Genomic DNA, 25,045 nt, shown 5'->3' on the forward strand with positions numbered 1-25,045 from the left:
ACAAAACCTCCAAGTGTCAAAAAACACACCTTTTTGCCCTATTTTTCCTACAGAAAACAGCTAATTTTCTCTGTTTTTTGCCCCTTCACTTTCAGAAACGTTGCCGAAATTTAGCCCTAGGCAGTAAAAAATTATTCGACTGTACATATTATCGGTAACTAAAATGAACACAGCATTAAAAATATTGAATCCATCGTGGTTTATTCAGACTAATCAGAGAGTTGAATAAATACGATCGCTTCATCCCCTAAATTACATACATATGAAAAAGATAGTCCTTACGATAACCATATGCCTGACCGGGTTGCTTGCACATGGTCAGCAGCGTTTGTCCTATTCGTATGACGCGGCCGGCAACAGGACAAACCGCACCGTCATAGTTAGTGCACAGGCCGTTTCAGGTCAGGAAAACCAGGAAACAACTTCCCCGGTATATATTGACACCCTTGACGGCAAAGAACTCGCGATCCGTCCAGGTAAGGGGAATGCCTCCCTGGCGGTTTCCGTAAAGGGAGGCACGTCCACTTCAGGTGGCCGTATATCCCTTATAGGCCGCGGGGGAAAAATATTGACCGAGCAGCCCATATCCGGCGAAACTACTATTATTAAACTGGACGAACTGTCTATGGGTACCTATACAATGCGAATCTTTTTAAACCGCCGTTCTTCCATATGGAAGCTGGTCAAATTACAGACTAAAACCTGCAAGTTATGAAAGCGCTAACATCGATATTCTTATTCCTGCTGGCTGGTACAGCCATTCTGTTTGCGCAGGAAAATCCTAGTGACTCCACAAAAAGGAAAGTCCCTGATCTTGAAAATTGGACAGAAGAAAAGATTGCACAATGGGAAGACTCAGTTAAGAAAGCCCTTTATCCGGAGGCAATCATAATGTCAATTCCTCAATCAGAGGTGCAGACCCTGAAACCTGCTTCTAAGACCATGTCCGTTTCAATGGCATTTGTCAATAACCACGTCCCCGATACCTATCCAGTGGATGTGACCAAGGATGTAGGTGAAATACCCATGTCCTCATCAGTCGCTCCTACCGGAGCCAAGATGTACAATGTGCCTATAGAAATTTCCCCTGGCCGCCAAGGGTTCCAGCCGCAGCTTTCGATTGCTTATAACAGTCTTGGAGGAAATGGCACAATGGGCATCGGGTGGAGCATTGGGGGACTTCCCTCGATCAGCCGAATACCACGAAGTAAATACTATGACAACCAGTCGGGCGGGGTGAACCTTTCCAAAGCAGACGCTTTCGTTCTGGACGGGACCAGACTGATAAAATTGTCGGAAACGTCCACTCAGATAATGTATGAAACGGAACAGGGACAGGTTAAGGCAACAGCTTTCCTTAACGGCAATATCATCCGATATTTTGAGGTTAGTTATCCCAATGGAAACAAAGGTGTTTTTGGTCTTACTACCAACGGAACAAATCAGCTGACCTATCCAATTACAAGCCTAACCGACCTCAGGGCGAACAATATTACTTATTCATATACATTTGCAAGTAACCGCTACTACATCAGCACGATTACTTACGCTGGCGCTTCTGTCACATTCGTCTACTCTTCGACCCGCCCAGATCCCGTGGTCAGCTATGACGGAGGACTGAAAGTAACGGACAACCGGTTATTGCAGCGGATCGAGTGTAAATCAGCAGGAACCACCTTTAGAACCTACGATTTTACCTATCAGACCCAGACCATCCAGAATGTATCTGCACTTACCCAGGTAGGAAGCACGGCATCGGGAAAATCCCTGAACCCTCTAAGGTTCTACTACGGGGAAGGGAATACTGCTTACTCGTACACAAAAGCACAGACGCAGCTTCTAGAATGGTACAACTTCACCCAACCCGGACAATTGATCGTGAGCAAGGGTAAGTTCGATTACGGAACGGACGACGATGGCCTAATTACGCTTCCTAACAAGAATCCTTATTGGCAGCATTATCGTAACTCCACTTGGTTTAGGCGCTCGCAAAACCGCTACGACAATCATTACAGCGGGACGGAGAAGATCTTTCTCTATGCAGGACTTAAGGAAACCTTTGCATCGCCTATGCCGAATCTGGTGACCGAGGCAGGCTTTACGGATATCTTCACTGCCAATATAGACGGGAAATACGAAGAAGAGGTCATCAAAGTTAACAATACGGTTTCTGGAAATGATGATCGCTTGCAGTTCAAAGTGTATTCAGGAAACCTCTATTCGGGGATTGCCCTTAAATATACGAGAGTTTTTAATTTCCCAACCGTTCTTACCGACGCCGATGGCGGAAAGAGCATCCATCCGAAAATGCATCTCACCGGTGATTTCAATGGGGATGGAAAAATGGAGGTTTTCTCCGTATCGAATGCCAACCCCTTTGGATGGAATGTGTCGGGACGCTGCTACCTTTTTGACCTAGAGACGGGCAGCAAGCTCTACGATGGGATCTCTTTCCAGATGTACCGGGAGTTCGTCGGTACCAACCAGAGCAACCCGCAGGCAGCTGCACAGAATTCCGACCGCCTGTACGCTCTTGACTATGACGGAGACGGGCAGACGGACATCTGTTTGATCAATGGAAGCGGCACCCATATCTATAAATTCCAGATATCAGGATCGTCCCATACACTGGTCCACGCTGCTTCCTACTCGGCACTGACGAAGGCAACCCTGGACGGCAGGCAGTTGTTGGTCGGTGAATTCAACGGTGACGGCAAACCTGACTTTCTGTTGACCACGAAGTCGGCTATATCCGATTGGGCGATCTATTACGGCATGGGCAACGGACAGTTTGAAAGGGTCGCTGTTTCCATAACGAGCAAGAACAGCACGGATGAATTTTTCTTGCAGGATGTGAACAGTGACGGGTTGACCGATATCATCAAGAAATTTGGATCATCGGGCATGTTTACCTATCTCACCAGACCCGGGGTAGCTTATACTTCGGATAATTACGCCTCATTTGATTACAGCGGTTCCATACCCGTTCCCACCAACATCATCAGCCGGAACTATTTCCACCAGGTTGTTGCACTGAAAGATGGTAAGGTCACCCGGTATTCCTATCCGCGGAACGACACGAAAGAGAAACAACTGACAGGGGCAATCAACAGCTTTGGGGTGGTAGGCAAAAACTACTATCTGATGCTGAATGAAGCCGGTTATTATTACAGCAAGGGTAGTGGGGCTGTATATCCGTTTGAAAACTTCCAGGGCCCATTCTCTGTCGTTGTGGGAGAAGAACAGTTCCTGAACGGAACGCGAAATGAAAACGGTGAATATCGCTATGAGAATGCGGTTATCCACAAACAGGGACGGGGATTCTGTGGTTTCGGCAAGATAACGGCGATCGACAATATCCGGGGACGGACTTCTATACAGGAATTTGACCCATACAATTTCGGGATACTGAAAATTGATGATTCCCAAACAGCCAAAACTACCAATACCTGGTCGGTCAGCGTCCAATCAAATAAAATTGCGAAAATAAGACTCACCACACAGTCCGTGCTGAACAAACTCACGGCACAGACGGCAACCTCCACATTCGTGCATGACACGTATGGGAATGTGACCAAGGCGAGCGTTAATTATGGAGGAGGACTCACCACAGTCACAGACCAGACTTATTACAATTCTGTTACGGGCGCAATTTATCTTATCGGCCAGCCATTGACCAAAGCAGTAACTAATACCCGTGCGGGATCATCGTGGATCGATAAGGAAGTATTCACCTACAGTACGGTACGTCTTCCGCTGACACGGATCACCTATACCGGTACCCTAGGTAATCAAAAGACCGGGGAGACCAGATGGACGTACGATTCTTATGGCAATATCCTTTCTCAAAAATCGGCTCCTTACAATGTCACCGAGTTTTTGGGGAATACGTACACCTATGATGCCACGGGAAGGTTTATTGCCACGATGACCAATGCGATGTCACAGATTACGACATATTCCAACTACGACCCATTCGGAAACCCGAGGAGCATCAAAGACCATAAGAACCGGACCACCAGTTATACTTACGACGTGTGGGGAAGACTGGTTTCCGTGTTACATCCTAGCGCTGTAACCGAAACTACAACTATTGCATGGGGTGGTTCGGGGATGTATACTGTCAGTAAATCAGCGACCGGAAACCCTACGTTTATTACCCATAATGATGCCCTTAATCGCGATCTGCGCACAGGTAACCAGCGGTTCGATGGGCAGTGGCAGTATGTAGCAACAGAATATGATTCTTATGGCCGAATTCACAGAACATCACTTCCATTCAGGGGCACATCGGCTACGCAATGGAACACTTATGCCTACGACAGTTATGATCGCCCGACAACATTAACGTCGGCTTCAGGCAAAATATCTTCTTGGAGTTATTCAGGCCTGAGCACCACCGAAACGCAGAATGGCATTGCCTCCACCAAGACCACGGATGCCACGGGAATATTGGTAAGTGTGACAGATCCTGGTGGCATTATCACATATACTGCGCGACCTGACGGGCAACATTCATCCATAACGGCTCCCGGTGGGGTCGTTACCTCTATCGAGTACGATGCCTTTGGAAGGCAGACAAAACTGATCGATCCCAGTGCCGGGCAGCAAACTATCGCCTATTCCTATTCTGTGACAGGTGTATTGACGAAAACGGAAACCAATCCGAAAGGAATCAATATTTCCGTGTTTGATAAATACGGGCGTATCACTAGCCTACAGCGTCAAGGTGAAATTACCACCTCATATGCTTATAGTACGGACGGACTGTTGGCAAGCGAGACCTCAACAAACGGAACTTCAAAAGTATACACCTATGATACGTACGACAGGCCTTTGACCGAGCGCGAGAACGTACCTGACGGTAAGTGGCTGCAAAAAACGTACGCCTACAGCGCAGGCAACGTTTCTTCGGTTCAGTATACGGCACAGAGCGGTACGCTTGGTACAGAAAATTATTCGTATGCCAATGGACATAATACGGAGATAAAACTGAATGGAACAGCCTCCATCTGGAAGCTGACCGCAGAAAACGCATTGGGACAACAGACTGCCGCTACAACCGGCGCCATGAACAGGACCTATACCTACAATAATTTCGGAATACCGACCGGTAGAACGGCGGGAACTGTCCAGAACTTCACCTACAATTTTGATGCACAGAAGGGCAACCTGTTGAGCCGAGTTGATAACAGGCACAGCAAAACCGAATCATTCGCTTATGACAACCTCAATAGGCTTACAAGTGCTGCCGGCAAGGTGATCACCTATGCGGCTAACGGCAATATAACCCGTATCCAAGGTGTCGGTACGATGGCCTATGGCAACACCGCCAGACCTTATCAGGTAACCATGCTTACGCCAGAGGGAACCTCCGTTCCATTACGGAATCAGACAGTCGCTTATACCTCGTTCCAGCGTCCCTCCAGTATCGTGGAGAATGGAGTTACCGCCTCTCTAGTCTACAATGTTAACGGAGACAGGGTAAAGATGCAGGTGCTTAACGGGACTTCAACAGTACTCACACGCTATTACATAGGCGGTCAATACGAATTGGACGCTAATTCTAATGTCGAAAGATTGTACCTTGGAGGTGATGCCTATTCAGCGCCTGCAGTCTACGTAAAAGAAGCGGGTGCTTGGAAAATATATTATATTTGTAGGGACTACCTCGGTAGTATCACGCATGTAGCAAATGCGGACGGTTCTTTGAAACAGGAATTGAGCTATGATGCTTGGGGTCGATTGAGGAACCCAGTTACCCAAGTAGCCTATGTTCCAGGTAGCGACCCGGTATTGTTTCTTGGACGGGGATATACCGGGCACGAGTACCTGCCGTGGTTTGGGTTGGTGAACATGAACGCAAGGCTGTACGATCCAGCACTTGGTCGCTTTTTAAGTCCCGACCCGTTCGTTCAGATGCCGGATTTCAGCCAGAACTTCAACAGGTACAGCTATGCGCTGAACAACCCGCTTGTATATATCGATCAGAACGGAGAGTTCATCCATCTTATAGTAGGTGCCATTATTGGTGGTACAGTGAATTTAATCGTCAATTGGAAAAACATAGATGGAAATTTTTGGAAAGGATTGGGGTACTTCGGTGTTGGTGCGGGCGTGGGAGCTCTGTCTGCGGCAGGAGGTGCTTGGGCTGTAGCGACATTTAAAACAGTAGGAGTAGTAGCTGGCGCTGGTGTCGGTGCTTTATCAGGGTCGGTTCTAGGAGCCGGAAGCAGTGTACTGCTGAGTGGAGGCAACAACCTACTTGCTGGTAATGACTTTTTCGAAAACTGGAAGTCCAGCGCGATCTCGGGAGCGATCAACGGCGCTATTACAGGTGCTGTCGGAGGTGGTTTCGCTGGAGGAAAGGCGGCAATACAACAGGGCAAGAACGTGTGGTGGGGAAATGATGTAAAATACGGTCGAAATCAATGGTCATTCTTTAATATTGAGAAACCTTATGACGTAGTTGATTTTAAAACTTACAAAGTTGGATCAAATAATCTAAATGACTGTGTCCCTACTTCTATGGCTGAACTCGACAAACATTTTGGCGGCAACACCTCATACGAAGAATTTGTAAAACGGACGAATTACATTGATGGGGAAGGTGTTAAAATAGGGATAAACGAAGGCTATAACAAGATATTAAGTTCAAATTTTCACTCCAATAGAATTGATCCAACCCAATTACAAAATGTCAGTTCTATGCACTCTCTAAAAAACTCTGGCAGAATGGTATCCGTATTTATGAAATTAGGAGATAAACTAGCACACGCGGATAATATTCGGTCAATAAAATATTATTCAACCAAAATTGTAATTCAATTAAGAATAGGAAGTTATCACTATACAGACCTAATAAAAGATCAATACTTTAAAGTTTGGTCCGTTTCTGGAATAAAGTAATTCTTGAATTAATATATCATCATGAGAAATATCAAGACAATATTAATGTTATGTTCAGCATTTAGCTTTTTTTATGTGAAAGCGCAAACAAATCTTTCTTTGATCGAAGAGAAGTATAAACGGCTGGATTCGATATCCTATATGGGTAAACTAGAACGTTCAATTGCACAATCATCTTTTTTGAAATTTAAGGAACGTAACAAAAGTAATATTAATGAGATTTATGATGAAATCATGGGTGGGATAAATGGATATACGGTAAAATTCGTTTTGAGAGTAGACATTGATACAACAAGTCTAAAAACAGGCAACTACTTGAGAGTTAAGGATTCAGTAATGCTGTTTGACCTGTATTGCCACGATGAAAAGCTTAATCCTCGATATTTTGTCAGTTTTGAAAACAATAATTTAGAGGATTTCGGAACCAATTATCCAATTTTATCTGCGAAATATGCAAAACAACTAAAGTCCGGTATTAAGCAAGTTTTAAAGAAAAATCCAAAATACATCGTCGACTGTACCTATTTATCAAACACGATTCTATACGTGAAAGATGAGAAGCTATATGTGTATAGGGTCATCCAGAAAGAAGTATACGAATTGGATGATTATGTAGCAAAGTTTAAAGACTCCAAGGCCTTCTATGTTAGTTATTAAGTAAGTGATTAGTCGGTTTTAAAAAAATAGCAGTGCTACAATTCAAAATTATAATATCGTCACTATTTTGCTTTACCATAGTAAACGCACAATCAAACCTTACATTGATCGAAGAGAAATATAAACAGCTGGATTCTATAATCTATTTAAACAGTTTGAAGGAAGCAATTCGACGATCTTCAACATATTTCCTTGAAGAGCCCACTGAGGATACCGTCAGTAGGATATATGATAAAATAAATAAAGAAATAAATGGAAATAGAATAAAGTTTGTTCTACGTGTTGACATTGACACCTCAAGGCTTAACTCTAATAGTTATTTAGTGCTCGAAGATTCTCGGTATGCCTTTGATATTTATTGTTATGATAGCAAGTTCAATCCCACATTCTTTGTCTATTTTAACAAGGATGAATTAGACAATTTTGGTAATGTTTATCAAACCCCTGAGTTGAAATATGCAAAAAAGTTAAAGGCTGCGGTTAAGCAAATTCTGAAAAAAAAGCCAAAACATATACTATTTAGTTATCATTTACCCAATACGATTTTATATGTTAACAATGACAGGATATATGTTTATCGGGTCATCCAGAAAGAGGTATACGAATTGGATCATTACGTAGCAAAATTTAAAGATTCGGATTTTTTTTATCAGACACTATAATAATATAAAAGCACAAATGTCAAAAAAAAGGTCAAAAAACTGAGTTTGCTTGGAGTACGTCCTTGGATATCGAACAATTGTGCTCATGGCGTAATGGATACGACCCCGCCCATATCGTTAAAACTTAAATTAATAACGGCATGAAGACTATAATTTTAGTTCTAATTGGTTCATTTTTTTTCACAAGTATTTTGCACGGGCAAGTAAAGTCAATGGAAGATATCCCAAAAAATATTATTCAATGCCTTGATAAGACGGGGGATGATTCTTCTGCAGTATTGAATATATGTGAGTCTACATTTCTGAATTATTTCTTTGAGAAACAGCGAGGTTCATTTTCATTTGAAGATAAGAATGTTCTCTTTCTTACGGGAAATTATGGAGCAATCAAGAGTACAAAAAACACATTTTTTAGCGATATAAAAAAGGGTTTAAAAATTGGTAGTATACCCAATAATTCTATGAGACAACTTTTGATTTTTAACGATTCTGAAAGGAAAAGCACAGGGTATGATGTCGCCATTATTACCGGGAGTAAGAAATTTTTAACAAACAAAGATGCTATTAAATCTATAGAAAAATCTCGAAAAAGATCGTGAAAACTATGTTTTTGTTTTCCTGCATCCGTGTCTTTTATTTACAACGCGGCCGGAGCAAGGGTTGAAAAGCGTGCGGTGAACTGTTCAATACAAAACCAAAGATTAATTTTAATTTTCCAGATATCTCAGCTGCACTAGGGTCAAAAAACACACATTTTTGTTCGCTTTTTGCCGAAAAACAGTGTCATTTTCTCTGTTTTTTGACACCTGCATTCAGGTAAAGATACCGAACTTTATATTGTGATCTACACCTTGTAGGTCAAAGAAATTTCAAGGGATGGTAAAGGGGAGTGCCCACTTTCATGCCGTGGTTCCCCTACGGAAAAAAGTAGTTGGAGCTAAAGAGAAGATGCCCCGTATTTTAACATTTTCTCCTCATGCACAAACCGCTGGGTACTGGTAACTTTTAAAGCGGACCACTACACGGGACGCCGGCACGGCGATAAGGTGCCATGAATAATAAATACGCAGGGCCGGTGGGAGGCTAGGCCAACCACTGTAGAACCAAGGTAACGGATAAAAGTAAAATGGAAACAAAAAGCACATCGGAAATAATAATGAGAAAGATCCTCTGTATGTCAGAGGCTCTGATCCAGCCCATGAGGATATGGCTGTGCACTGTATCCATACGGATATCCATTGCGGTTCCACCAGCGATCATGTTCATTGGAATCAAAGAGATGTTCATAATCAAATTTGCCCGAAAGAGAATTGTCAACAGATTCTATTACCCGCGTAGGTTTGCCCTCTTTAGGCTTGGCTAGGCCTTTCGGCTTCTAGGAAGCTGACTGACCACCGAATAAGATCCCTCGACTGCATAACTGTGAGGCAAAACCGTTGTGCGGGTAACAGCAAAAGATTTTATAAACTTAATGCTTGCATTATGGCAACAGTAAAGAACAACCGGACACGCACCGGTATCGCATTGTTTTTATTCTTTTTGTTTGGTGCATTTCTTGTCGTGAACGCCATGGAAAAAAATAGAGGGGAAAGAGAAGAAAAACAAGTAGAGACAAAGAAGGCGGATGAGCTTTATACTTTTGAGTATAATGGTCCCGATTTTAGCAAGGCGAACGTGGAGGACGAATCACACTGGTCCTTCACCCCGAGTACAGAACTATGTGACGGATTGGACGAAAGACCATGTCGTATACAGGTATCCGCAGCGTATGTGGATAATCCAAATACTTCTCCATCCTTAAAGCCTAGCGCTAATATAAGCGCAAGCTTAAATTCAGGAACGAATACGCATTACGTGGATGCCATCGCCGATGCGGCTGGGGTTATCTCTAATATGCAGAATTAATATCCCTTCCAGACGATCTTAAAATCCCCCAAAACCAATCTGTTAATTAGGTTGGTTTTAGGGGATTTTCATTTGATAAATGCAGACTATTATAGCTACGAGTGTCTTTAATTCTGCTCGATACCGGTCAATCGGATGATGTCATCGGGAAGTGGTAAAGCATAGAGGCTGCTGTTGGGCTGTAAAGAGAACGTTTCCCCATTTACTATCCTTGTCGGGATTATTCCTGCGCCTTCCCGGTTAAGCCTCTTGATGTCTATCCATCTGAGGCCCCGCATAAGGAGCGATTTTCTCCTTTCCAGAAGAATGATTGCCAGAGCATCCCCATCCGATTCGGCAACCAGCTCTTGATATTCCGAATCGCTGTTCCATCTCGTCCTCAGCAGTGTATTAAGATCGTCCATCGCTGTCGAGAGATTTCCCAAGCGGGCGCTGCTTTCCGCCCTGATCAAATATAATTCATCGACAGCAATGCCGCTGAAAAGGATGCTTGGACTTGCTGCATAACTCCCCTTGAACTGATGATAGCCACTGTTGGGCCTAAAAAAAGCGGTTTTCCGGAGATCGCCGTCATCGTAGGAAGTATAGAGGGACGTGTCTATCCTGCCCCTTGCGGGGTGGTGAAGCCCAAAACTGGAGTACATCTCCGAATAGAATACGGTTTCTTTGTTAAATTTTCTGAACGGTATTGACGCCGTTACGGATCCGTTGAGGTCGGGGTCTCCATTGTAATCCATAAGTGAATTTTTGATCCCAAGTGCAAGATTCGCATATTTATTAGCACTATCTGGAATGGACATGGACAGGTAGGTTCTTGCCAACAGGCCATATGCAGCGGCCCTAGATGGGCGCATAACGTGGACAGGATGTTCGGATAGCAACAGAGCCGCAGCTTTTGTGTCTTCCATGATCCGGTCGTATGTATCCTGCACGCTTGCCCGTACGGATTTGACATTGAAATCCGAACCTGACCGCAGGACTATGCCCAGGTCCGTGGAAGCTGTGGTTTCATCGTAAACCTTGGCATGCTGCCAGACAAGCAGGAGATAGTAATATGACCTATAGAATAAAGCAGAGCCCTTGATGTTGTCCCAGGCAACCGAGTTTGCCGGAGTCCGCGGGACATCGGCCAATCTTTCCATAACGATATTTGAATTGTAAACCACCTGATAGGACTTCGACCAGTCATTGCCGTATTCGTATGGAAACGGTTTGTAACTATACAGGGAAACCTGTAAACTCGTCAGTCCGTTATAGGTAGCCGGCAGAAGAAAGTAGTCGTCAGCGCATGTTTCCATGAAGCCGGGGGTGGCGGTATTCATGGTTACCGCATCGTCAAGCAATGCCTGAAAGTCTTCGAGCGTTGAAGGGGTAACCAAAACCTTGTCCGATTTTTCTTCCAGGTATTTTTCACACGCCAGTAATAAAAACAGGATAGGAACAAACAGTATGATTAATCTTGTAAATTTGGTTTTCATGATGGGGTTGATTTAAAAGTTTGACCTTAGACCAATGGTTACGGTGCGCGGTTCGGGATAAATCGAGTCGTTATCGGGATCGATCCGGTCTCCGTTCGCCCTCCAAAGGATACCCAGATTGGAGGCAATGGCAAATAACTGCAGTCGTTCAAATGGAAGTCCTTCTTTCTTGGAAAACAGTTCATAACCCAGGTTTATGTAGTTTAGCCTGATATGGTCTCCTTTGATAACATTAACTTCCGATGATGCAAAAAAGGCGTCCCTTCCCGAAATTAGCGGATAGGTAAAGGAGGGAATATCCGTAATGGATTCATCGCCCGGTTTTTGCCATCTGTTTTCATAGTCAGCGTGTCCTCTTCCGTTTTGCACCAGCGCTGCATAAGAGATGGTGGGTTTAAAAAGGTAATATCCGAATTTGTAACCTATGTTGATGGATGCAGAAAATTTTTTCCACTGGAAGGTATTGATCAGGGATCCAAAATATTCAGGGACGGAAGAGCCCATATATCTGACGTTCCCATCGGTTCCCTCTTCATACCCCTCTTTGCTGATCTCTGTGTAGTCCGTGCTCAGGTCCCCATTCCGATAACCCTGTGGATTCCCCGAAGCATCCAGTCCACCCCATCTATACGCTGCAATGGCATATAGGGGCTTTCCCACGATGGGGCTTATACTGTTGCCAGTAGAGGTTGATACGATATTGGCGCTTGGACTGAAATACTCCCTAGTTTTACTTATATTATAGTTGAACAAAAGTGAAGTGTTCCAGCGCAGGCTGCCTTCAATATTTTTGCTGTTAAGTACGATGTCTATGCCGTTTCCTTCCATGGCTGCAACATTCCGGACGATTTCTGAGCCTCTTCCCCAGGTAGTATAATCGTAAGGAGTTGTTCCGTACAGGTCGGTCCCTTTCTTTCGGTAGTATTCAAGCGACCCTGCAATCCGCTGTCCGGCGGATGCAAAGTCTATCCGCAGGTTAAGTTGCGAAGATTGTTCCCAGCGCAGTTCGGGATTATTAAGTGTATTTATCCTCGCAAGACGGAGTCCCGTGGCAGCATATGTGCCGTAAGTTGCTACCGGAAGTGCAGAACGGCTCAGGTCTACGTTGCCACTATGACCGTATGTCGCCGTCAGTTTTAGGTAGGGTACCCAAGCGGCTTTATAAAAATTTTCCTTCGAGATGTTCCAGCCGATACCCGCCGACCAAAGAGGTTTCCATCTGTCATTGGTATTGGCTCCAAAGATATTCGACCCATCCTGACGAGCACTGGCAGAAATCAGGTACCTTCCCTTAAAATTATAAGAGGCATTCATGTACCCCGAAACAAAGCGGTGCACTGTGCTGCTCAATGTTCCGTTGGACGAGATGCCCTGGGAGTTTCCCGTGATAAAGTGGGGATAGTAGTTTACGAAATCGACATCGGTATAGGACAGCGGATCCTCATTGTAACCGTATTGGGCGTAGCCATTCCCGCTTCCCTTTGCCTGCCGCACTTCCCATCCCGCAATCGCGGATACACGGTGGTATCCCCAAGCCCTGTCAAGATTCAGCTGTGTTCTGAACGTATGGGATTCCACCGTCCGCATGCTTAGTCTCCTGATGCCGCCCAAAGGGACAATATAGTCGACAATGCCCGTTGTCCTGTTTAGCTGGCTGAATGAGTTTATCAGGTTCCTTGCATTGTAGCTTTCTATGTCCGATAGATTTTCGGTATCCGAAGACTGTCTCTGGTATTGGTATTTTGCATCAATGTTCAGATAACTGGTCAATTTATAATTTGCACCAGCGTTTGCATATATTTCCTGTTGCTTCGTCGTGGATCTATTATGTTTATAGTCTTCCAATGGATAATAACGCCAGTTGAGCAATCTGCCGCCTCCAACGGTATCGGTATAGGCTTCCCGGTAGGCAAGCTGTATCGAGGCCGGATCCCCGTTTTCATCGGCAAAGCTTAGATAAGTAGGCCATCTTCCATTCACCTGCACGGTGTTGTAACCCGGACGGCCAGATTCCGAAGTACTGTGGGTGAAATATAACCCTGTCGTAACAGCCATATCCCTTAATGGTCGGAAAGTGTGGTCTGCTTTTAGGTTAATCTTGCTGAACCGTGCATGGGATTCGTTTACATTCTGGTCATAAGCGGAAGAAAGGTTAAAATTGTGCTTATCTCCGCCACCCTGCAAATTGAGGGCATGTTGCTGGGTAACACCTTTTTTCAGAAAGTGTCTGCTGTACCCATCCCGGATATCTACCGACTTCAGGCGGTCGATCTCCTTAGCGGCATCAATATCCGATATCTGTCCCGACCTGTTCTTTAGGAACACTTCAACGGCTGGGGTAAGCGCCGCATACGGTGTGCCGGTTATCTGGTCATCAAAGTAGCCTTCATTGAACAGCAGACGTTCCACATCGATGTAATCAGAGGAGGACATCTGCGGATAATAGTACAGGTCTGGTTTGTCCGCAATAATAATGTTTGAATTGAACCCAATTCGCAGCGGCTGGTTGAATTTCCCCCTTTTGGTCGTTATAACAATTACACCGTTCCCTGCCCTTGCTCCCCATATACTGGCCGCCGATGCGTCTTTAAGGATCGTTACGTTTTCGACATCATTGGGATTGATGTTATTTATGTCTCCTTCATAAATGAAATTGTCAAGAACGATCAGCGGATCCAGGGGGCCGTTGATGGTACTCAGGCCCCTTATCGATATGTTGGTGGTGTTCTGTGGATTGCCATTGGATTTTCCGGTGGTGAAACTAAGTCCGCTGGTAATGTTGTTCAGGCGATCCAATAGGTTGGTTCCTGATTGCTGGTTCAGATCGCTGGCACCGAGGCTTACGGTGGAGCCGTTTATTTCATTGGGTTTCACCGTCTGGTACCCCGTATTCACGACAGTAACCTCATCGAGGTCAAATGTTTGAGGCTGTAAGACAAGATCAAGAAACGGAGTCCTGTCAGAAAGTGGTATGGACAGAGGCTCATACCCTAAATGGGTGATCAGTAGAGTGTCGGGCAACGAGGGGATTGAGATCTGGAACAGACCATCTGAATCAGTGGCTGTCGCCCGTTTGCTGACAGCGGATCTTACCGTTATGGATGGAAGTTTATATGAGCCTTGTTCCGTACTTATCCGTCCGGAGATTACATGGGATCGATCCTGAGCAACCAGTCCTCCAGATATTGAAAACAACGCTATTGCCAAAAGTAATTTTATTTTCATATCAATACTCCTTTGTTGTTAGTGTTACATTTTCATTATGGATCATCCGCTCAATATTTTCGAATGTCAATTCTTTAGAGGCGGTAATGGCTTTGACCTTGCCGTTGTTATCTATCCACACATAATGTGGAATCAATTTACGGGGGAACAATTTTTTGAAAAGGCTATCATTGATGACAGAGGGAATGGACAACGTATAATCCAACTTGTCAAAAAAGGCTTTTATTTTCGTGTTGGTATCTCCAGTACCTGTTATACTGTTGACCAATAAGATTTGGAGATCGGGTTGTAAACGTGTGTTCAGGGAATCCATCTTTGGGAAACTCTTGATACAGCTTCCGCACCACGTTGCCCAAAAATCCAATATGATCAGTTTCCTGTCCCTATAGTCATTCAAGGTTATCGTATCCTTACCGTCTGGATGGTTGACTACATGCAAGGGAATCTGCCATAGCGCATAGGGGATGGTGTCACCGACCTGTAAGTGCCTGATTTCGGATAGCCCAGCTTCAGCCCGCTCTCCGGCGGACTGTGCATGGACATCACTAAACAATATGAAACAAAAAACCTGTAGTAAAAATGCCTGCCGGACATTTACCAGTGTATGCCATTTGGTGGCAGGCGAAAATATTGTTGTTGGTATTCGAGTCACCTTCGAAAGGTTTGGAATATAGGCAAACAGGCGCCTCATGTAGCTGTAAAATAGCTTCATTTGTAAATAGGTTTATAACGTTCATCATTCTGTTATTTTAAAAATTACCTATTTTGTTTTGGGCGCCCTTTTCAATTTAGGTAAGAGAAAGCCATATAATGGCTTTGCCAACCTTAATCAGGGGCAGCAATAATATTTTTAAAAAGTTGTTTTTTTAGATTCATGCTCGTTACCAGTTAAACGAGCCTCGATAGGTAGCACAAAACCATTAGGCCGGGCGTACTGATGCCCGCGCTCCTGGTGGTAAACAGGGAGTGATTATAAATCACTCTGGACGCATCAATAAGTGCCCGGCCTAATGATAAGAATATCATAAGCCGGGGTTCACTTACTGCTCGCGTCCTTTTCAATTACCACATTGCGCGGACGAGGCTCAAATAAGCGAACACCATATTCAAAGGTGTTCCAAAAATATCATTTTTTAAGAACTATCTATCATCGTCTCGCGATGATGGAATTGTTATTTCAGATTCAAATCTACGGAATGGTATTAAAATTTCCTAAATTATTACAAATTATTTCTTTTAAGCCGAATTATTTCTTTGAATATCCAAAACAAAATCAAGAAATAATACTACCGAACTGCACCATTATGGCGAATTTGCAGTATGAAAGTTGATATTTTTAGTGAAATAAATAAAGAGCTCAAAAGGCAGAAAAGAAAATCCCCCTGGCTGGCTGATGAAGTGGGAACTTCGCCCAGAAATATGTATGATATTCTTAATGATAGAAAGGATATTTACGTGGGCGATCTAAGTGAAATTAGCATTGCTCTTAAAAAGAATTTTTTCAAGTTATATGTCCCTTTTGTTGATGCTGCTATATCAGCATCTGGCACTAAGGAGACGGTAAGTCCAACAATTGGCGATGAGGAAAAGTCAACCCTGAGGATTGGCATCAAATACCCCGAATCTCAAACAGAGGCTATTGGAGCGTTCCTAAAGCAGGTTAAAGTACTGGCCAAGGAATATGGCTTTGAGGTAGAATAATTTTCCATATTGAAATTTTAAATCATGAACAACTTCCTTCACGATATATCTATTAGCAATTTTAAATCCCTTAAGGATTGTAAAATTACTGACTGCAAACGAATAAATTTATTTATAGGCAGGCCAAATGTTGGTAAATCCAATATACTGGAAGCCCTATCATCATTTTCAATACCCTTTTTAAAAGAAAACTCTTCAAAAGCTCTAACTCAATTGATCAGGCTTGAAAGTGAAACCGAACTTTTTTATAATGGCAACTATAACGATCCCGCAAGAATAGAGACGAATAAAGGTTTCGTCCAATTCTCTTATGAAAAGGAAACTGGGCTTCAAATTAAGATTGATACAGGGTTCGACCTTGGTATATATACTATTGATGATAAGCTAAATGTCCGTTATAAAAGAAATGACGATTATGTTTCGCCTATACGCAAATACTCATTTCAAGCCCATACGCAACAGCGCAAGACGCATAGCCGTTACCTGATCCCTCCTTTTGGAATAAATATGTTCAATATGATTGAAAAGGACGAGGTGCTCAAAAAGGAAATTTCGGCGCTATTCGCTGAATATCGATTGAGCCTGGTATTCGACAGAGCTAGTCAGTCACTGAAGATTATGCAGGCGGAGGATGCTAACGAGATTTTTCTTGTGCCTTATAACTCTATCGCCGACACCCTGCAACGAATAATATTTTTCAAAACAGCAGTCGCCAGCAATAACGATTGTGTATTATTATTTGAGGAGCCTGAGGCACATTCATTCCCGCCCTATATGACACATATAACCCAGGAAATGATCCATAAAGAAGATAACCAGTATTTCGTTGCAACTCATAGCCCTTTTATTCTGAATGACTTTCTGGAGAACAGCCGTGAAGAATTAGCGGTGTACATGGTGCACTACGAAAATCACGAAACTCGGCTAAGGCGCTTGGCAGACAGTGAACTCCATGATATTTATCAGTTTGGGGTTGATTTATTTACTAACAGCGAAAGTTATATCTAATAATACAGTATGGATTTACATATTATTCCGGAGTGTTATGTTGATACAAACTTAATTGAAACACTGGTCTCCCCACTAAAAGGCTACAACCATCAGAAAGGATGTGGAACGGTTACGAAAGTCATGAAAGAGAGATTTTCAGATGATTTTGCATTAGGTATTATTGATAAGGACAAAAAGGAGATCGATTATTTAAAGGAGTTTACTGAAGTACTTGCCAAAGGAAGTTTGATTCTTCATAAGCACAAAAGTAGACCTCATTATATCATACAGATTAATCCTGCAATTGAACAATTTATACTAAATGCAGTCAACGAAGTTGGCCTGCACCTTAGGGAGTATGACCTGCCCGATTCGATCGATGCTCTAAAAAAGGTGTCCAAATCTGCTAATAGCAAAAACGACCAGCGTTTTAAAAGACTGTTTAGGGATGTAAGAAAGATCGGTGGTAATGAACTAAATATTCTTGCCTCGTGGGTGGAGTACCTTAAAAGTACCACCTATGATGCAGAGCTGGAAGTTATTAAATCACTTTAACTTCATTTTCGGAGGACTTGATTGTGAAACCCATAGTTGGGAACCCCGAATTTGAACCAGACTGGAAATGGATTTGAAGACAAATGGTTGTTACGGATGGCCGTACCATAGCTACTTTTCCTAGCAGACTAGCTCTACAGCTTTAGCGACAGCAAACCTGGTTTTCTCAGCACTGATTTCGAGTCCGAAGAAAGTGCCATAGCCACGGTCGATCCAAACAGCCGACCAATAGATTCCGGCCACTACCATGGATAGATGTTTCCGGTCAACTTTGTCGGTTTCCGCTCCCTGATATGGTGCAAGCATTTCCGAAAAGCAGGCCTCCCGCGCATCGTCCAACGGCTTCAGGAACGGTTTGGCATCGTTGAGGTGCCAGACCAGCAGTTCCTTAAGTTGCTTTTCGGTGAGCAGGTATTCAAAATGATCAACCAGTATTGCCGCGATCTGTTTCTTTGCATTCCGACTAGGATGCGCCTCACAGACAGTCCTTAACCTTTCCAAGTAGGAAGCCCTGAAATCCCTACCCCGTACATAGATCTCAATAAGATTGCCGACACTTCCGAAATATGAACGGATCTGCTTGGAATGGCAACCTGCAACCGCTGCGATATGGGTTATGGTCAATTCCCGGTAGGTACCATTAAGAAGGACATCGCCTACCGCCGAAATTAGTTTCTGTTCGGTCGTTAACCGGTTTCTATAAATCCGCTTTGGAGTTTCATGTGCCATACCAAGAAAAATTTATCGTGGAACTTTCTAAGTAACCAAAGTTGCTATTTCCCCAAATTTAAGCAATTGCTTTCAATCAGGATAATATCCGGTCAACTTGGCGTTTCCATTCTGCTTCAATGGCGCCAATTCAACTATCTGGGCTGAATATTGGATTTCGATTTCGTGCATAGAATACAAATTACTACCGGGGTCGAAGGCGTACAGCCGCTTTTGCAATAGTCAAAGTGTAAAACCATATAAGCACCTTTAAAACTTCCCCCCTATAAAGCGCTTTCAATATTCAAATAAAGGCTTATACAATTTTTGTAAAAATTCAAAAAAAGAAAATTAGATAGGATAAAAAGAGGTGTCCATAACTATTCCTATTAAGATTAAGGCTTCTCCTCAGGTAAATATATCTTCGTTCTCTTGCTCCATTCTAGGTTCGCATAATATGGATAATATGGATCAGATTTAGGTAAAGCAGAAAGCGTAAGCCCTGAAAACGAATTTAATGTATTGCCAAGAAATTCAGGTGTATTCTTTTTGTATACTAAAGCATCCTCTAGCAGTTTTTCTATGGAAGCAATATGTTCGTATGAGTAATTCTTTGATATAAAGTCTCCAAAGTCGTACAAGGGAACTGGAAACCCATGGGTAAAATCCATTCGTTGTACACCAACAGTACTAAATGAACGTCTATCCTCTAGATTTAAAGAACCGATGTATTCCGAAAGTGCCTCCAGTCTAGAGAGGTCTGTAACGGAAATAGTGGCTGACCGATGAAGACCTGTTTTTACGTTATAATAGTTAAAATAAGCTGAAGCAATTTTCTTAACGTCCTCTTTTGAGCCTGAATTAATGAGAGGCAATATGTTCTGATAGGGAAAACCATCCGAAAGGACGTCCGTAGGTGAAGCTATTATATAATTTGCTTTGTTTCGGAATTCGAAAAGGACTTCCACGCTTGCCATTGAGCATGCGTCAAATATGATATAGTTAAAATGCATAGGAAGGGCATCCCTCAAGTCCAATATATCAATCTGATTTCCCCGATCTTCTCCAAATGACCGTGTTTTTGGCTGACTGGAATACTGTGCTGCGGGAGCCCAGGCAGTGCCGTGGGACCAAAGTATCAAGTTATAATAATTAGCTTGATAATTACTCCTAATATAAGTCAACACGTTGCTTATCTGGGCTGCACCGGACGGGTCTGATGCATCGAATACTTTTAGCGTATCGCTTGATATTTTAAGTGGGTTATTATCCGGAGAAATTTTTAGTAGGTATCCGTATCGATCGTTATCCTTCACATATGCAAGGATCAATGAAGTGGTATTGTCCGGCTTGGACGAACCTTTTTCAAGATCATTGATTGCTTTCCGTGCTTCCTGTTTTAAATCATTGTTGGCTTCCAAATACAGAATAGTAACGATGTTTGAAACCGTTGGCATATTGGGATCATCGGCTTTCTTACATGAGAAGGTTAGAGAAGATAGAATTAAGCTTAATATCCAACATTTTAAGTGATCCATCAGTTTTTGTATTGTTTTGTTCTGAATGTGGCTTCCACTTGGATGCTGTCGTTTAAATCATTTGTATTGAATAAATAGCCGTTGATTTCCCCTTCTACGATTTTTGACTTAGTAACAGGCTCCATATCTACCCGGTTGACCGACAGGTGTACAGGGTTTTTCAAAGAAGGGATATAGGTTAATTTTTGGGTTTTTGTTGGATTAACCGCTACCCTTTCAATATAATCACATACGATACCTTGGTGCTCGATATCGCCACTTTTAATAAGGTCAGTAATCGTATACTTTTTGCCTACCATAGGATTAGAAATATTGATCTGCATTTGTACTGACGATAGACCCAAAACATTCGGCAATTCGTCAAAAGTATCGGAAAGGATTATGCAATAGAGCGGATTTTCTTGGATTGTCCTGATAAGTTTTTGGGTACGGAATTCATTTGGAATACTATCATATAAAGTTGATCCGATTTTCCCATCGAAAAATGTATCGTCTTTCTCTATAGGTGCACCTTCTTTTTTACAACCAAAAAGGAGATTAACCGCTAATAATAAGAATAAGATTTTCGCTTTCATAAAATATAAATTTAAGACAAACCTACCTCCTGTACTAACTAAGAACAGGAGGTAGGTTTATTAAACAGGTAATATTATAGTTTTTTCGGCAATACCTGCATTGTAACTGCGCCATTGCTAATGGTATAAGCATCTGAAAAGAACCATGGACTATTGTCTATTTTCTTTTTACCAGAATTTGTCCGAAGTATAGGATCTGAAAAATAGAGCGTCAGACTACCTAGATCGTCACTAGTTTTAGTTGTCACTATCTTTGTAGATTCCGTTTTTTCAGTGGATTTATTAGACGAATAGCCAAAACCTAGGTCTAGTTTTACAATTTGCTTAATTATGTTTCCTAGGCCTATGTCAATTTTAAAATTGGTACTATTAGCATACGTATTTTTGTAGCTGTAACTTTTCTCAATGGTTTCAGAATCATCTCTTTCAAAAATCTGAAAATTTAAATTCATAGCCTCCTGTGCCACGTCCCATTTTTCTAATGGGTACCCGGCACCATTGTAGGGAAAATACCATTTAGATTCAATATCATCGCGCGATTCGATGGAGTAGGTGTGTCTGTCCCGATGAAACCATCCCCCGTTCTTGATTACGTGTTTTATTTTTCGGAAGCGGAATATCTCCGTTGGATGCACATTCATTACAATAGATTGAGCAGCCGCACTATTGCCGTCTCTTTTCCCTTTTGAAACGTAAATACGGAACTCGAAATTGCCGTCTGTCCATAATGCCCTACTGATCTGATCATATGAAAGTGGATTTTTGTCATCACTTTTATGTTCATGCTTATCTTTTAGAAACGGATCGCCCGTCTGATCTGAGATAGTATAAAGGATCGAAGGTTCAAATTTAATCATTTCGATATGCTCTCTAATCTGTGGGTTAAGTTGACCGTCTTTAGGATTAGAATGTGACATTCCGTAATATATATAATCTCGCTGCCAATATTGCGGATCTACACCGAACTCTTCCCAAGCTCCCATAATCATTCCCTCGTTCTCCGTGGAAGTTGCGGGAGTTGCTTTTGTATTTAACCTCTTATCAAAAGCATTATCTATAAATTCATAATCCGATTTCCCTATCGCACCTTTTACTTTTATATCGTTCTTTTTCTTTAATCTTTCGCTGTTTTTTACAACCAAAATGGGAAAGCCTGGAATTTCATTGGGCTCAAGAGTGAACATTCTCTCTCCATTACCATAAATTACATGAGGATCATTATTACGATTTAGAGCAGTAACCGCAATTTCTTTTTCCTCAGAATTCCACTTATCTGCGCTAAACTCAAAGAAAGCGGTCAAATCTGGTAAAAGTATATTCAGCAAAGGAAGTTCTTCTTCAATCTTGTTTAGTGTACTAGGATCATCACTATATTTCTCAAGGATCGCTCGAAAAGTTTGGCCTTTGCTTACGACCTCGTCCTTCACGAACGGATAAAATACATCATAATCATTGTCAAATTGCTCCATCGCCTTAACCTTAATAAAATTTCGTAAGTCAGGTTCGTTGTAGACCGCTTTGGATAGAATTTTTGAAAATACTGTTCTGGCAGAATCTGCGGATAGCTCGGCATGTGTGTGCCCCGGTTCCACCGGGGTTGAATGATCCTTCTGACAGCCGATTAAAACGCCTCCGCTGATTAATAATGGAAAAAGTAAATGTTTAATTCTCATAATATGATTGTTTTAAAAAATATTTCTCCTATAGGATTACCAAATTTTCAAGCTGTTTTTGCAAGCGAAATCTTAAGAAGCATTCTTACGCTCTGATTAAGCACAAACTGTATTTGGAATATTAAGAATTCGATTTTGTGACGCATGCATCCCATAAAACGTCCTTAAAGAATTAACGTCTAAACACACCGGTACTGTTTCTGAGCCTAAATAAACGAGCGGTTCACCAATGGTCTCCGATGCAATTCCCATCTTCGAAAGGGTTCTCAAAAGCTTGGTGTCACATTCCGCAAAGACTATCGAATCGGAGGCTTCACAAATAGGTGAGATGCCGGTTAGGATTAACTGCTTGAATAACTCAATAGAGCCTGCCCCCTTACGTGTTGCAAACCGCCCGATATGCCACACTGTGGAATCCGATGGAATGTGACATCGTTCAACAACATGTAAACCGAACACTTTTTCAATGGGAAGTTGGTCGATTTTGTTCCACTTGAGCGTCCTGATACAACCGATGATAGTCTTAAAGTGATTTTCTGCTACAAAGAAAGACGATTGGTGGAAATGTATTATTTCTTCTTCATATACCGTGCGGACTAGCTCAAAATACTCTGCGGTAAATGCGGTTTGCAAATGCCTTGTGAAATTCTGCTCCACAACAAACTCTGCGGCATTAAATAACCGATCAGCAGTAATTTTTCTTATTTCAATTGTATCTTTTGACATAACCGACTGCAAAGTTAACCTTCACCCTAATGGATAGTATTACCCAAAAGTGTAGTTTCCTGCAACTACACTTTTGGGTAACAAGTTGTTGACAACCTATACAGAAGTTTATTTGAACATGATTGAATTATATAACTTTATGGGAAAAGGTTCGAATAGCAATGAATAGATTTTTCTTTTCAAAGAATAAAATAGAGAAGCTGTCGGAAATTGATTTTCGCCAATTGTCGGACTATCAGGGGGTATTACACGCCTTTGCCAGAACGACATATACAAGCGTGTATGTTATCGACTACGAAAAGCAGGCTTTTGAATACATGTCAGAAAATCCGTTGTTCTTATGTGGACATTCTGCTCAGGAAGTTAAGGAAATGGGGTATGCCTTCTACTTCAAATATGTAACCGAGGAAGATCTGGATCTTTTAGGCAGGATAAACAGAATAGGATTTGACTTTTTTGAGGGGATACCCATCGAAGAAAGGACCCATTATACGATTTCATATGACTTCCACCTGAAGAGCGATAACGGAAAAAAGATTCTGGTTCATCATAAACTGACTCCGGTGTTTTTGACGGAATCCGGAAAGCTTTGGAAGGCAATCTGTGTAGTGTCGCTTTCAGCAGAAAGAGGTTCAGGTAATATAAAAATCACCAAACAGGGAGATAAAGAGATCTTTCAGTTTGATCTGTTGGACAACCGGTGGAAATCTGTCGAAAAAATAAATCTTTCAGATAGGGAGCGGGAGATCCTCCAGCTTTCCATACGCGGCTTTACTATTAATGAAATTGCAGAGAAAACGTTTGTTTTTCCCGAAACCATTAAATTCCACCGCAAAAAACTGTTTAGCAAGCTGAAGGTAACAAATATCTCGGAAGCCATATCTTACGCAGCAAACAATAGGTTGCTTTAGCAATCCTTTATCGAACTGAAATAAAAATCGGGAAATTTTTTTATGGCTCCCCTTGTAGAAATATCAAAAAGTATGGATGTACACATTGATGCTACTAGCCACGATCCGATTGATAATTGAGGAGGTGGGACACTTCCATCTTCGGTAATATAGCTGTTCAGTACTTCGGTCGCCCAGTGTTGTGGTTTGCCCCAAAACGAGAGATGGTTTAGCGCGTATTCGACAAACTCTATTTCGTTGAATTTCCTGCCGGGCCGGGCTATTGTATCAAGCCCCGTCCCGTCCGGTGTTATTACAGCTACAAGCCCTCCCCAGCCGATATTATACGGATGGAGCACCGGTATACCATTGTCCTGGCAGTGCTTGTCGAACTTTAGGGGAATGTCGGACGAAAAATCAAGCGCATTGACTGCTATTTTATGCCCTTGGATAAGGGTTTGCAAATTTTCTTCTGTGACAAAGCATTTATGGGTTTTTACAGATGCGTGGCTATTGATCTCTCCCAACCGTTGCTTAATCGAGTCAACTTTCGGGAGCGATATGTCCTCCACCGTAAAGTTCTGCCTGTTCAGGTTAGATACCTCAACCGTATCCCCATCTATGATCGTCAGGTTCTCAAACCCGAGCCGGAGGGCACATTCAGCAATCACACTGCCGATCCCACATCCCGCGATGAGTATCGGAGTCTTTTTGATAGTTTCCTGCTGACTGTCATTGATGTAGATGCGATTTCTTATATACCTTGTGTCGGGATTCTTCATAACCGCAAAGTTAGTAAAGAGCTATGGCTATGTCGTTACACAAAAGTGTAGTTATAAATTCCTCCACTGTT

The 25,045-nt window shown here is 42.5% G+C and carries 20 protein-coding genes; 10 read left to right on the plus strand and 10 right to left on the minus strand.

From position 1 onward, the window contains the following. Positions 1–262: 262 nt before the first annotated feature. From H8B21_RS05325 to H8B21_RS05345, 5 genes are all read left to right on the plus strand, one after another. On the plus strand, positions 263–715 hold the full coding sequence (locus H8B21_RS05325) for a hypothetical protein (RefSeq protein WP_190312711.1): 453 nt from the start codon (positions 263–265) through the stop codon (positions 713–715). After that, positions 712–6,909 carry an RHS repeat-associated core domain-containing protein gene (locus H8B21_RS05330; RefSeq protein ID WP_190312712.1) on the plus strand — a complete coding sequence of 2,066 codons (6,198 nt, stop codon included), beginning with the start codon at positions 712–714 and terminating at the stop codon, positions 6,907–6,909. Before H8B21_RS05325 ends, H8B21_RS05330 begins: the two co-directional genes overlap by 4 nt. A gap of 75 nt (positions 6,910–6,984) precedes the next feature. Continuing rightward, positions 6,985–7,566 carry a hypothetical protein gene (locus H8B21_RS05335; protein WP_190312713.1) on the plus strand — a complete coding sequence of 194 codons (582 nt, stop codon included), beginning with the start codon at positions 6,985–6,987 and terminating at the stop codon, positions 7,564–7,566. A gap of 155 nt (positions 7,567–7,721) precedes the next feature. Continuing rightward, positions 7,722–8,228: a hypothetical protein gene (locus tag H8B21_RS05340; protein WP_190312714.1), complete on the plus strand. Its 507-nt coding sequence runs from the start codon at positions 7,722–7,724 to the stop codon at positions 8,226–8,228. Positions 8,229–8,368: 140 nt separating this feature from the next. Further along, complete coding sequence (locus tag H8B21_RS05345; RefSeq protein WP_190312715.1) at positions 8,369–8,827, plus strand: hypothetical protein; 459 nt, start codon at positions 8,369–8,371, stop codon at positions 8,825–8,827. A gap of 484 nt (positions 8,828–9,311) precedes the next feature. Here the strand turns inward: H8B21_RS05345 and H8B21_RS05350 are convergent, their stop codons facing one another. After that, positions 9,312–9,494, minus strand: a complete 183-nt coding sequence (locus tag H8B21_RS05350) for a hypothetical protein (protein ID WP_190312716.1) — start codon at positions 9,492–9,494, stop codon at positions 9,312–9,314. A gap of 216 nt (positions 9,495–9,710) precedes the next feature. Here H8B21_RS05350 and H8B21_RS05355 point away from each other — a divergent pair, with 216 nt between their 5' ends. Beyond that, a complete protein-coding gene (locus H8B21_RS05355; RefSeq protein ID WP_190312717.1) occupies positions 9,711–10,133 on the plus strand; it encodes a hypothetical protein in 423 nt (140 codons plus the stop codon). Between the two features lie 107 nt (positions 10,134–10,240). On the opposite strand, the gene H8B21_RS05360 is transcribed toward H8B21_RS05355, so the two are convergent. The 3 genes from H8B21_RS05360 to H8B21_RS05370 are packed head-to-tail and all read right to left on the minus strand — an operon-like array spanning position 10,241 to position 15,548. Then, positions 10,241–11,611 (minus strand): RagB/SusD family nutrient uptake outer membrane protein, encoded by a 1,371-nt coding sequence (locus H8B21_RS05360; RefSeq protein WP_190312718.1) that lies wholly within the window; start codon positions 11,609–11,611, stop codon positions 10,241–10,243. A 12-nt stretch (positions 11,612–11,623) separates the two neighbouring features. Further along, the gene (locus tag H8B21_RS05365) at positions 11,624–14,836 is read right to left on the minus strand and encodes a SusC/RagA family TonB-linked outer membrane protein (protein ID WP_190312719.1); all 3,213 of its coding nucleotides are present in this window, start codon (positions 14,834–14,836) and stop codon (positions 11,624–11,626) included. A 1-nt stretch (position 14,837) separates the two neighbouring features. After that, positions 14,838–15,548, minus strand: a complete 711-nt coding sequence (locus H8B21_RS05370) for a TlpA family protein disulfide reductase (RefSeq protein ID WP_190312720.1) — start codon at positions 15,546–15,548, stop codon at positions 14,838–14,840. Positions 15,549–16,156: 608 nt separating this feature from the next. On the opposite strand from H8B21_RS05370, the gene H8B21_RS05375 reads away from it, so the two are divergent. Genes H8B21_RS05375 through H8B21_RS05385 form a run of 3 tightly spaced genes read left to right on the plus strand, consistent with a single transcriptional unit; the run spans position 16,157 to position 18,082 of the window. Then, positions 16,157–16,537, plus strand: coding sequence for a hypothetical protein (locus H8B21_RS05375; protein ID WP_190312721.1), 381 nt, complete (start codon positions 16,157–16,159; stop codon positions 16,535–16,537). Positions 16,538–16,561: 24 nt separating this feature from the next. Next, positions 16,562–17,545 carry an AAA family ATPase gene (locus H8B21_RS05380; protein WP_190312722.1) on the plus strand — a complete coding sequence of 328 codons (984 nt, stop codon included), beginning with the start codon at positions 16,562–16,564 and terminating at the stop codon, positions 17,543–17,545. 9 nt (positions 17,546–17,554) lie between these two features. Next, the gene (locus tag H8B21_RS05385; protein WP_190312723.1) at positions 17,555–18,082 is read left to right on the plus strand and encodes a hypothetical protein; all 528 of its coding nucleotides are present in this window, start codon (positions 17,555–17,557) and stop codon (positions 18,080–18,082) included. Positions 18,083–18,202: 120 nt separating this feature from the next. On the opposite strand, the gene H8B21_RS05390 is transcribed toward H8B21_RS05385, so the two are convergent. The 5 genes from H8B21_RS05390 to H8B21_RS05410 all read right to left on the minus strand — a co-directional run bounded on the left by H8B21_RS05390 (position 18,203) and on the right by H8B21_RS05410 (position 23,302). Then, the gene (locus H8B21_RS05390) at positions 18,203–18,811 is read right to left on the minus strand and encodes a TetR/AcrR family transcriptional regulator (RefSeq protein WP_190312724.1); all 609 of its coding nucleotides are present in this window, start codon (positions 18,809–18,811) and stop codon (positions 18,203–18,205) included. A 374-nt stretch (positions 18,812–19,185) separates the two neighbouring features. Beyond that, positions 19,186–20,247: a clostripain-related cysteine peptidase gene (locus H8B21_RS05395; RefSeq protein WP_190312725.1), complete on the minus strand. Its 1,062-nt coding sequence runs from the start codon at positions 20,245–20,247 to the stop codon at positions 19,186–19,188. Positions 20,248–20,327: 80 nt separating this feature from the next. Further along, positions 20,328–20,903, minus strand: coding sequence for a DUF5025 domain-containing protein (locus H8B21_RS05400; protein ID WP_190312726.1), 576 nt, complete (start codon positions 20,901–20,903; stop codon positions 20,328–20,330). Between the two features lie 74 nt (positions 20,904–20,977). Beyond that, positions 20,978–22,576, minus strand: a complete 1,599-nt coding sequence (locus H8B21_RS05405; RefSeq protein WP_190312727.1) for a hypothetical protein — start codon at positions 22,574–22,576, stop codon at positions 20,978–20,980. Positions 22,577–22,672: 96 nt separating this feature from the next. Further along, on the minus strand, positions 22,673–23,302 hold the full coding sequence (locus H8B21_RS05410) for a hypothetical protein (RefSeq protein WP_190312728.1): 630 nt from the start codon (positions 23,300–23,302) through the stop codon (positions 22,673–22,675). A gap of 161 nt (positions 23,303–23,463) precedes the next feature. Here H8B21_RS05410 and H8B21_RS05415 point away from each other — a divergent pair, with 161 nt between their 5' ends. Next, positions 23,464–24,213 carry a response regulator transcription factor gene (locus H8B21_RS05415; RefSeq protein ID WP_190312729.1) on the plus strand — a complete coding sequence of 250 codons (750 nt, stop codon included), beginning with the start codon at positions 23,464–23,466 and terminating at the stop codon, positions 24,211–24,213. Here H8B21_RS05415 and H8B21_RS05420 read toward each other — a convergent pair. Further along, on the minus strand, positions 24,210–24,974 hold the full coding sequence (locus tag H8B21_RS05420; protein WP_190312730.1) for a HesA/MoeB/ThiF family protein: 765 nt from the start codon (positions 24,972–24,974) through the stop codon (positions 24,210–24,212). The two genes, H8B21_RS05415 and H8B21_RS05420, sit on opposite strands and share 4 nt — an antisense overlap. Positions 24,975–25,045 lie beyond the last annotated feature (71 nt).

The organism is Sphingobacterium chuzhouense (assembly GCF_014692525.1).
GTDB classification, from domain to species: Bacteria; Bacteroidota; Bacteroidia; order Sphingobacteriales; family Sphingobacteriaceae; genus Sphingobacterium; species Sphingobacterium chuzhouense.

Bases quoted from the DNA above. Each gene is read 5' to 3' on its own strand.
- H8B21_RS05325 (WP_190312711.1), top strand. From the start codon at position 263: ATGAAAAAGATAGTCCTTACGATAACCATATGCCTGACCGGGTTGCTT.
- H8B21_RS05330 (WP_190312712.1), top strand. From the start codon at position 712: ATGAAAGCGCTAACATCGATATTCTTATTCCTGCTGGCTGGTACAGCC.
- H8B21_RS05345 (WP_190312715.1), top strand. From the start codon at position 8,369: ATGAAGACTATAATTTTAGTTCTAATTGGTTCATTTTTTTTCACAAGT.
- H8B21_RS05350 (WP_190312716.1), bottom strand. From the start codon at position 9,494: ATGAACATGATCGCTGGTGGAACCGCAATGGATATCCGTATGGATACA.
- H8B21_RS05355 (WP_190312717.1), top strand. From the start codon at position 9,711: ATGGCAACAGTAAAGAACAACCGGACACGCACCGGTATCGCATTGTTT.
- H8B21_RS05360 (WP_190312718.1), bottom strand. From the start codon at position 11,611: ATGAAAACCAAATTTACAAGATTAATCATACTGTTTGTTCCTATCCTG.
- H8B21_RS05365 (WP_190312719.1), bottom strand. From the start codon at position 14,836: ATGAAAATAAAATTACTTTTGGCAATAGCGTTGTTTTCAATATCTGGA.
- H8B21_RS05370 (WP_190312720.1), bottom strand. From the start codon at position 15,548: ATGAAGCTATTTTACAGCTACATGAGGCGCCTGTTTGCCTATATTCCA.
- H8B21_RS05375 (WP_190312721.1), top strand. From the start codon at position 16,157: ATGAAAGTTGATATTTTTAGTGAAATAAATAAAGAGCTCAAAAGGCAG.
- H8B21_RS05380 (WP_190312722.1), top strand. From the start codon at position 16,562: ATGAACAACTTCCTTCACGATATATCTATTAGCAATTTTAAATCCCTT.
- H8B21_RS05385 (WP_190312723.1), top strand. From the start codon at position 17,555: ATGGATTTACATATTATTCCGGAGTGTTATGTTGATACAAACTTAATT.
- H8B21_RS05390 (WP_190312724.1), bottom strand. From the start codon at position 18,811: ATGGCACATGAAACTCCAAAGCGGATTTATAGAAACCGGTTAACGACC.
- H8B21_RS05395 (WP_190312725.1), bottom strand. From the start codon at position 20,247: ATGCCAACGGTTTCAAACATCGTTACTATTCTGTATTTGGAAGCCAAC.
- H8B21_RS05400 (WP_190312726.1), bottom strand. From the start codon at position 20,903: ATGAAAGCGAAAATCTTATTCTTATTATTAGCGGTTAATCTCCTTTTT.
- H8B21_RS05405 (WP_190312727.1), bottom strand. From the start codon at position 22,576: ATGAGAATTAAACATTTACTTTTTCCATTATTAATCAGCGGAGGCGTT.
- H8B21_RS05410 (WP_190312728.1), bottom strand. From the start codon at position 23,302: ATGTCAAAAGATACAATTGAAATAAGAAAAATTACTGCTGATCGGTTA.
- H8B21_RS05415 (WP_190312729.1), top strand. From the start codon at position 23,464: ATGAATAGATTTTTCTTTTCAAAGAATAAAATAGAGAAGCTGTCGGAA.
- H8B21_RS05420 (WP_190312730.1), bottom strand. From the start codon at position 24,974: ATGAAGAATCCCGACACAAGGTATATAAGAAATCGCATCTACATCAAT.